This window comes from Verrucomicrobiota bacterium (assembly GCA_027622555.1).
GTDB lineage: Bacteria > Verrucomicrobiota > Verrucomicrobiia > Opitutales > UBA2995 > UBA2995.
This window is the reverse complement of the sequence record JAQBYJ010000180.1, coordinates 1-8,366: the sequence shown is the minus strand read 5'-3', so window position 1 is coordinate 8,366 and position 8,366 is coordinate 1. Positions and strand designations below refer to the sequence as shown.

Genomic DNA, 8,366 nt, shown 5'->3' with positions numbered 1-8,366 from the left:
AATAATCCGGTGGGGGGCTGATAGGAATTTGCTTTTTAGCGGCGCAGCCGCCGAGGTGGGGGTTTTCCGTCTTCGCTCAAGAGCTTCGACAGGACACGTAGGGGGAGGAGAAAAAACTGGAAACATCGATAAGAAGATTTGATGATTTTTGTGTTAGTGGTGAACGGTCTTTACGAATGGAGGCTTATTGGCTTGGAAACTCGCTGTGTTCTTTCGTAGGCAACTTTGACGCCACAATAATTCAATATTTGAATATCGTCCTGTTCGACTCCGAGCGGTTCGGCCAATTGGGGGCGGTGCTCTCGAACGGCCAACCGCATATTCATGCAGCCAGCGCATAGAATGAGGGTGGTAAGCACTAAAAGAAGTTGTGAGGACCTATTCATGACTTTGGGGATTTCTTTGGGCCTTCAGATTATTATTTATGGCTGATGGAATTATCGGAATTATATTCTGACGAATCCCTTACTGGAAACTCTGTCGCTGTCGGTACTTTGCAGGGATTCTTTTCGTTCTCGTGGGTTTATTCCAATTTTTGGGTCTGTTGGTCACTACGGTGTAACTTTCTTCAACTGCTGTGTATTCTGCAACACCCCTGGCTAGCAGTTGATTAAATAAGTCCTGCGTGCCCGCACGATCCTCATCGTAGATATTCTTGTTGTAGAGAGCAATGATCCGGAGTTGACCTTCATGCCGTATCAGTACTTCTGATTTCCGCAGAGAAACTTCTCGGATGTCCTCCAGCGGAATTCGGACATGAGGTTCATTGGGAGCCTTCCTTATGTTTTCCGTATACAAAAACATAGCCTCATCGGTCAGGGCCAATATACGTGTCTTTGTGAGTGAAACCGTCTTGGCTGATTCATTGGCTACTTTGACTCCGCAATAACTCAAGATTTGAATACTCTCCTGCTCAACTCCGAGGTGTTCAACTAACTGTGGTCGATGGTCTTGAACTGCCATCTGCATATTCACACATCCGCACCATGAGAAGAGTGAGATTAATAACCAAACCAGATGGAGAGCTTGTTTCACTTCATAACAAGAGAGGAAATTATTGATAGGAATTTGCTTTTCAGCGGCGAAGCCGCAGAGGTGGGGGTTGTTCCAACTGCATGATCAGCGAGGGTGTTTCTCCATAGTAGCCGCGCCCGGAAGGCTTTGAGGGCATCTTGACAAACAAGGCATAGCCCAGGTAGCCGGCATACCAACCGTCGGCCAAGGTTGCGCCAATGGCGTTAGCTCCTTCAGCACGCACTTGCGAAGTCACATCGTAGGTCTGGTAATAGAGGCGCTTGTTGTAGTCCGTCCAACCAGGTGCCAGGTACTCGTCCCCCACCCGCTCGCCGTTGATTTCCACTTTGTAGATCCCACGGGCGGTGGCATAGAGGGTGGCCTGGCTCACACTCCTCTTGGTTGTGAATTCCTTTCTGAAGTATTTGGCCGGCCGCATTTTCAAGGTGCCCCGGTCGGGATCATTGGCCAGGAAGGTGACGTTTTCCGAAGTTTCAAATTCGTGGTTGTTCTCCATGGCGATCCAATCGCCTTGCCAATCAGACTGACTTAACAATCCGATCGACCATGAAGCATTCTCACACCACTCACTGGCCTTGCCAGCCCCGTCCCAGAGGCGCACTTTCCAGTAACATTCCGACCGGGAGGATAACGGATGTCCCGCATAACGAATCAGGCGCGAATTATTCGAACTGATCTTCCCTGAATCCCAAAGGTCGGCTTCATTGCGAGCAAGTTTCGCCTCAGAACTGGCGACAAGAATTTGGTAAGCGCTTTGAGTCAGTCCAGGCGCAATCTCATCGACTGCCCCGACCTTCCAGGACAAGCGTGGCGTCCGTTCTCCAATTCCCAATGGATTCTCCAGATGCTCCACTTGGAGTTGCACTGGTGTTATCGATTCCGCAATCGAGTGGTTGGTGACCCATGAAGTCATACCGAGAATAAGTATCAGTAATTTTCGCATTTCTCAACGTAATGGATAAGATCAGAAGTTAATATGTCCTGGCCCAAATCGCAACGCATCCAGTCGGGGGAAACAGTGCCGGGCCAAACCGGCCCGGCACTGCTGTGACCATATAAACTACAAACTAGAATCTAAAAGTATTGGTCAGGAGAAAAGTCCGTGGATCCTGGTAACTCCAACGAACAACCTTCCCCGTCCTGGGTCCATCAATCTGGAATGGCAGGAGATCGGTTTCATCGAGCAAGTTTCGGATATTCATCTGGATACTCCAATCTACCTTTCCATCAAAGAGCTTCGTGCGGTATCGAATCAGGGCGTCTATATCGGTTTGTTTTCCACCCAGGAATGGTTTGCTGCCATCAATCGATATTCCATCGGAGCCAAATGGGAAACCTAGGAATCGATCGTCGCGCCAGCGAACGTTTCCTCCAATGGTCCAGCCTGCAAGCGGCGAGCCTTGTTCGAAACTATAGTTTGCAACCAGATTGGCAGAACTGAGCGGTTGCCGTGTATCTGCAGTGCCTACCAACGATTGGATGCGCATAATATCCGCTTGAGTGGCTGTAATCAATTCGCCAACAGTGGTCACCTCACCGGTATTATATTGAATCGGATTATCCAGAGGCTCATCGAGCCACTCGGCCTGAACTTCACTTGGCACGAACTCATTGAAATAGGTAGCCATCCTAGGCGCCAAGCTCTGATAGACCCCTTCCTGTTCACTATAGTTGAACAAAATACGCCATTGAGCAGTTGGGTTCCACACCATCTGAAACTCAATTCCTTCTGAGTTGATATCCTGCAGAGCATTAAAGAAAGGTCCGATATCATAGAGGTACGGAGTGGAGAGGTATTTATCATCACCGGTGATATCCGCTATTTTATTCCACAAGTCATTGGCAGAGGCCGTGAACGCTCGGGCAATACCTCGAGCACCAGCCCGGATAAAGCCTGTAGGTTCATTGACCTGCGCGGTTTCAAACCAAGTAAAGGAACCTGAAAGCTTATTATCTAATAAAAAGAATTTGAATCCATAATCCTTACCTTCTCCCGTTTGGTTGGGGAAAATTTCTCCAGCGATATCAAACTGCTGCCCCACAGGAAGGAAATTGTCTGACTCGTTATAGAATAGGCCGAAAGATTCATGGGGATAGGCAACGATACCCCGGGTTTCGGGCTGGCCGGATCGGAATATTCTACTATCAGGATCATCTTTGGAATTGTATCCCCGTGGATAAGGACGCAGACCGCCAACCGTGTCAGCATTAATAAGTCCATTCGCGTTCCAGGAAGTTTGCTCATCCCAACGCTTACCGTAGGTTGCTACGACACGATTATCTAGAAAGAACCACTGCGCAGCCACTACATCGGATCGGTTTTCCGTAATAGTATTGAATCCGGGAAAATCGGCAATAAAGGCGGCTGACACACCCCCTGCGTCCGCAATATCCGGAAGTGTATCTCCGGCATAAAATGGGCCAGGATAGTTTTCGGAAGCCGCCGGCACCACATTAAATCCATTGGCCGGGTCCAGATACTGCCTGAAATTTATCCGATTTCGGGGACTGTTGATGGCTGCAGGAAATGCATTTGGACCGGTCAGTCCCTGTCGCTCGTTGGTAAGCAGTGGGGTAAGGTTAGATAACTGAATCCATTGGCGGTCCAATTTGTCGTCCTGGGATTCAAGAGATCCGGCAAGTCGCAAACGCCCCAAGTGCCTTACCCAGTTCTCATTCGCTGTAAAATCGATTTGATAGGAGGCCGAGAAACGTTTAGATGTTTGCCTGGTCTGGCCGAACGGCTGGTTTCGGACGATCGGACCATCAAGGTAGTAGAGCCCCACATTCGGGTTGGGATCTCCATTGGGAAGGAAGCGGTTGACATCCACATTGAGCGCAGGACCACGGATTTCCTCGATTGAGACACGATCATAATCCTGGTAATTATAGGCCGCTTCAATATGCAAATCTCTGAAAAAACTTTTATTCACAATAACCTGGAAAGTGCTGAAATCGTCGGTGTAACGGCGGGATCCACCCAAGTAGTTTACATCAAATGGCATAATGCTTTCATCCAGTAGGGACGCGTTACGACTCTGATCACTATCAGCTTCTGCGGGTCGCGCTCCTCTGGCCATACGCCGCCAATTAAGAGTGGGCACCCCTTGCGCACTTGGGACCGTGCTTTGATTGATTATGTAGAGTTGTGCCGCATTGATGACTTGCTCAATGCCGTCCGGAGCATTGGCATTGGTTACCGTTCCAATCGCATCTGAAAGAGGACGTCCCGCTTCAATCCAGGGTGTTACCCGGTCGTAAATAGGCTCGTTTCGTCCCAGCCGCTGGGAATCGGTTTCCCCGTCCTCATAAGTAACATTGATTTCCAGATCTTCCCAGGAACCGTCGGTGTTTCCAAACGGTTTCCATTTAAGAGCTCCATGAATCCTTTGACCTTGCTCCCACTCAGGTTCGCGCCAGAAACGGGTATCGTAATCGAGACCAGCCACGCGAATTGCCAGAACATCATCAATCAGTGGCTGATTAAAATCGAAGGAAAAACGGAGGCTATCTTCACTATCAACACGCACAGAGATTTCACGTATCTCCGAGAATCGCGCCCGTTTTGAAAGAGCGTTGGTTATTCCACCAGGCTGAGCAATACCGAACAATATGGAGTTAGGACCCCGTGAAAACGTCAGTCTTTCCGTGTTGTAGATATCCGCCTGATAACTCGAAGCGAAGAAATCACGGCTCAAAGAAGTATTCTGAAAACCCCGAACGGTGATTTGATTCTGGTTTCGGGTGGATAAACCGTCAGGAGTATTAATAATGCCAGCCTCATAGGTGTCGGTATTCGGAGCAAACTCCAAGGCTTCCTCAAAAGAGACAGCTCCTACGTCCTCAAGAAATTCCTGGGTCATGATTGTCATAGCCGCTCCAACGTCGCGAATATTGGCCCCCCGGGGTATCCCTCCTTGGATTTCTCAAAAAGGCCCCATACCCCTTTTCTGATGTGGCATCGGAAGTCCCAACCGTCTCGGGAAAACTTCCAACGCAGATTAAACAATGCATCCAACCCTCGGGATGCCCCTTTTTCGTGCGACCCTATCGCGTTCAGGACGTTTTCAGGGTCCGGCCTATACTCTACCCTCCCTGGCAGTCCGGAAGGCTCACATGCTACAATTAACGTACTGTTCATAATGACCGGCCTCCTTGAACAATGTTTTCTTCCATGAAGGCTTCGCAGTCCTGTTTTCTGATCAGGACCCTTCGGCCAATTCGAACATGCCGGATTTCCTGCCTGGCTATTAGCTCTCTGAGCGTGCGGCAACCTATCCCAAGAAATTGGGCGGCTTCCGGAACCGACATGTTCGGTTTGTTATAGTTGATGCCTGACGCTTCGTGGACAGGCGCGGTGAGTTGCAATGAAGTTTTCATTGCTGCACTACGATGCAAATAAAAGCGCCTTTGTCCCAATAATGTTGGTGAGAAAATCCCAGGGAATTCTCACATTAGGGCAACCTGTCCCAAACACTCACACGCTGTCTAACGACTGCATGGGATGTTTTTATTCCCAATTTAAACAATTCGTCCACAACATGATCGAGGGTCATTTTTGATAAATCGGTGTAGAGTAAATATTCTTCGATAGGATCGTCTGCGAAATCCTGCATTATTACTGAAATAAACCCAGGTACAAACCCGCCTTTACCGTCAGGGTTCGGAAAGCCGAAGAAAAACTCTGGCCACCATCGTGCATACCCCAAGGCGACATTAGGTGCTCGTCCTTTTGCGCCATCGCATTCAACGATTTGGTCTAAATAATCTATCATTTTTTCCATTGTGTCAGCATTGCGGTATTCACACCATGCAACCACGCATAAATTGAAGTCTTTATTTTCATTTGGTGGTTCATAGCCGGACGTTTTAACATCCTTGCGGAATTTTTCATACCTATGAATAAATTTACCTAACTTTCTGCGAGAAAGAAGCTTTTCATTGCGTGGAAGATGTTTGAATTTTGCCCATTTCATCTTGCAAACTCCAAGATCTTGGCCGCGCTTGCAGCTGGTTTGATGGCAAAGTACTTTTCGCCGTCGCTCTTCTTGGCTAAGGCTCTGTAATGGTCGAAAAGAACCTGATCACTTGCCTTGTGTCCCAGCTGCCGGGCTGTTTCAAGTGGGTCACCGGTCAACGCATAATGGTAACTTCCAAAGGAGTGGCGCATTGCATTGTTGTCCCAGGAAGATTTCCAGACTCCATTCTCATCCTCATGACCGAATCCAGCGAGTTTGAGCAGTTTCCGGAACCGCTTGTCATGCTCGGTAATGTACCTGTTCTTGGCCACCGTGCCCGATCTATCGGCACAGAGCGAAAGCCATTGAACCGCGTTTTCCGGAATATCCACATGGCGAATCCGCCGCTTCTTTGCAATGGTTCCGGATATCGTGACAACCGGATTCTCTTCGTCGTCGTGGACATCTTCCCATTTCAGGCGTTTTAATTCCTCTACCCGAATCCCGCAGAAAAGGCCCAGGGTGACCATTCCGAGCAATTCCAGGTCTGGATTGTCCCGGGCGGCATCTAAAAGCCTTCTGGCTTCCTCAATGGTCAGAATACACGGTTCCTGCTCTTTGGTAAGCGAACCACAAAGTTCTTTCCGGTCGTTGTCGGTCAGTTCATTGACTGGCGAGATTGAGAGGTAACCCTTTTGCACCGCATATTTCAGCACCTCGGAAATCACCGAGAGGTAATTGAAAGTGGTTCGCGGAGAAACATCCAAGGCTATGAGCCATGTTTTTAACTCTTCAACGGTAAGATCATAGATTGGGGTTTTATTGAAATCACTGGCAAACTTGGAAGTCCGGTTCCGGAAATCTTTGAAGGAGCGCGGGCGCAAATCCTCCCGATCAAAACGTATACGTTTACTTTCAATCAATTCCTCGGTGATTTCCCCAATGGTTTTCTCACCTCCTTTGGGTTTCAGGCGTTCAAGGGCGAAATTCACCGCTTCGGTGAGGGTCAGTCCCTTGTCCCTCAGCTTTGGCATACAAGCGGCGAATTCCTGCCGTTCCTCCTCGGTTGCCTTGAAAAATACTTCCCCCTGCAATTTCAATCCCAGGACAACTTCGTTAGCCCATTTCTGGGCTTTGGCCTTGGTGGGGAACTGACGCCTTTTACGTGTATACGCTTTACCGTATACCTTCCCCGGAACTGTGACTTGATAAGCCGAATAGGTTTTCTGATTACCCTCAAAGGTTTGAATATAGAGGAATTCCCTAATCCAGATTCCGGACTTCGGGGGATACTCCCACTTTTCGAGATCGTTCGTTTTCCGTGCCTTCATACGCACAACCATGGCCATTCCTGGCAACTTGGCAACCATATTTGCCATGAAGTTGACAGGATTCTTTATTGAATGCCAAAAAATCCAGTAAAATAATGGTGGAGGTGGCGGGAGTCGAACCCGCGTCCCTTGAGCCTTCACATACGGCGTCTACATGTTTAGTCTCGCATTTAATTTCGCTCCCCAATCGCGACGGGACCCGCTACTGGCTTACTAGTACCCAGAGTGATGATACGGCTCTCGGCTGGATACCCCATGAGAGCTATGCCTGCTGTCGGCGCCTCTATCCCCTAGCAGGTGTCAGAGTAGAGACGATGGCTGATTTATGCAGCCATAGGTAATGCTTCATCGTTGGCACTTATAATAAGTATGCGATAGCATTTTCACAATGGTAACTATCATCATCGACATGCAGCCCCATGCTCCAATTCAAGGTCGAATCCGGAACACCCCCAATTAAAATATCCTGTTGGCATTGAGCAACTGGACAATACGATTGAAGTTAGACTGAGAACTTCAAAGAACAAAAGAATGAGTTAAGATGCAATGAAACACAGCGAAATCAAGTGATATCTTAATTATTGCTTCCTGATTTAAATCAGATTTACGGCGAATCCTGATTCCCTTAATTAAATTCCAAAAATGTCTGCTCCAAATGGTGGACTTTAGGTGGCTCTGGTGGATATTGAGGTACAATTAACACCTCAGGTGTCCTTGGTTTTTTCGCAGGAATCCATTTACCAGCCTTCCTCATCCTCAACGCTTTTCGCCTTCTGGCGGCGTGCAAGGCCAATTCCCTGCAAGCCTCAGGATAACTCAGGCCTTTTTCAGACATCAGGCGGTACACTTTATGTAGGAAAAGTCCCATAATTTATTTTATTACTTTTGGATGGATATGCAAATGGGTCTGTAAAATTCTTATGATATCTTAGACGAATAGGATCTGTAATTGTTCCACAAACAGCTTTTATTCAGTAGCTAGACCCTGTTCGAAAAGCCTTCCGGAAGGAAGGTTTTCTTTTTTTTGGTTCGTAGTTCAGGC

The 8,366-nt window shown here is 48.1% G+C and carries 7 protein-coding genes and 1 other RNA gene; all 8 read right to left on the bottom strand.

From position 1 onward, the window contains the following. Window positions 1-170 precede the first annotated feature (170 nt). The 8 genes from O3C43_23940 to ssrA all read right to left on the bottom strand — a co-directional run bounded on the left by O3C43_23940 (window position 171) and on the right by ssrA (window position 7,778). Entirely contained in the window at window positions 171-386 is a 216-nt protein-coding gene (locus O3C43_23940; protein ID MDA1069537.1) for a hypothetical protein, read from the bottom strand. A 79-nt stretch (window positions 387-465) separates the two neighbouring features. Further along, window positions 466-963: a hypothetical protein gene (locus O3C43_23935; protein MDA1069536.1), complete on the bottom strand. Its 498-nt coding sequence runs from the start codon at window positions 961-963 to the stop codon at window positions 466-468. A 112-nt stretch (window positions 964-1,075) separates the two neighbouring features. Next, window positions 1,076-1,978, bottom strand: a complete 903-nt coding sequence (locus O3C43_23930; GenBank protein ID MDA1069535.1) for an alpha-L-rhamnosidase N-terminal domain-containing protein — start codon at window positions 1,976-1,978, stop codon at window positions 1,076-1,078. Between the two features lie 124 nt (window positions 1,979-2,102). Beyond that, window positions 2,103-4,928 carry a TonB-dependent receptor plug domain-containing protein gene (locus O3C43_23925; GenBank protein MDA1069534.1) on the bottom strand — a complete coding sequence of 942 codons (2,826 nt, stop codon included), beginning with the start codon at window positions 4,926-4,928 and terminating at the stop codon, window positions 2,103-2,105. A gap of 244 nt (window positions 4,929-5,172) precedes the next feature. Then, window positions 5,173-5,415 (bottom strand): helix-turn-helix domain-containing protein, encoded by a 243-nt coding sequence (locus O3C43_23920; GenBank protein ID MDA1069533.1) that lies wholly within the window; start codon window positions 5,413-5,415, stop codon window positions 5,173-5,175. 74 nt (window positions 5,416-5,489) lie between these two features. Next, window positions 5,490-6,011: a hypothetical protein gene (locus tag O3C43_23915; protein ID MDA1069532.1), complete on the bottom strand. Its 522-nt coding sequence runs from the start codon at window positions 6,009-6,011 to the stop codon at window positions 5,490-5,492. Next, window positions 6,008-7,372, bottom strand: coding sequence for a site-specific integrase (locus tag O3C43_23910; protein MDA1069531.1), 1,365 nt, complete (start codon window positions 7,370-7,372; stop codon window positions 6,008-6,010). The genes O3C43_23915 and O3C43_23910 overlap by 4 nt, the downstream gene beginning before the upstream one ends. Before the next feature lie 48 nt (window positions 7,373-7,420). Beyond that, window positions 7,421-7,778, bottom strand: a transfer-messenger RNA (tmRNA) gene (ssrA, locus tag O3C43_23905). Between the last annotated feature and the right edge of the window lie 588 nt (window positions 7,779-8,366).

Excerpts from the sequence above, each read along its gene's own strand:
- O3C43_23940 (MDA1069537.1), bottom strand. The coding sequence starts at position 386 with ATGAATAGGTCCTCACAACTTCTTTTAGTGCTTACCACCCTCATTCTA.
- O3C43_23935 (MDA1069536.1), bottom strand. The coding sequence starts at position 963 with ATGGCAGTTCAAGACCATCGACCACAGTTAGTTGAACACCTCGGAGTT.
- O3C43_23930 (MDA1069535.1), bottom strand. The coding sequence starts at position 1,978 with ATGCGAAAATTACTGATACTTATTCTCGGTATGACTTCATGGGTCACC.
- O3C43_23920 (MDA1069533.1), bottom strand. The coding sequence starts at position 5,415 with ATGAAAACTTCATTGCAACTCACCGCGCCTGTCCACGAAGCGTCAGGC.
- O3C43_23915 (MDA1069532.1), bottom strand. The coding sequence starts at position 6,011 with ATGAAATGGGCAAAATTCAAACATCTTCCACGCAATGAAAAGCTTCTT.
- O3C43_23910 (MDA1069531.1), bottom strand. The coding sequence starts at position 7,372 with ATGGCAAATATGGTTGCCAAGTTGCCAGGAATGGCCATGGTTGTGCGT.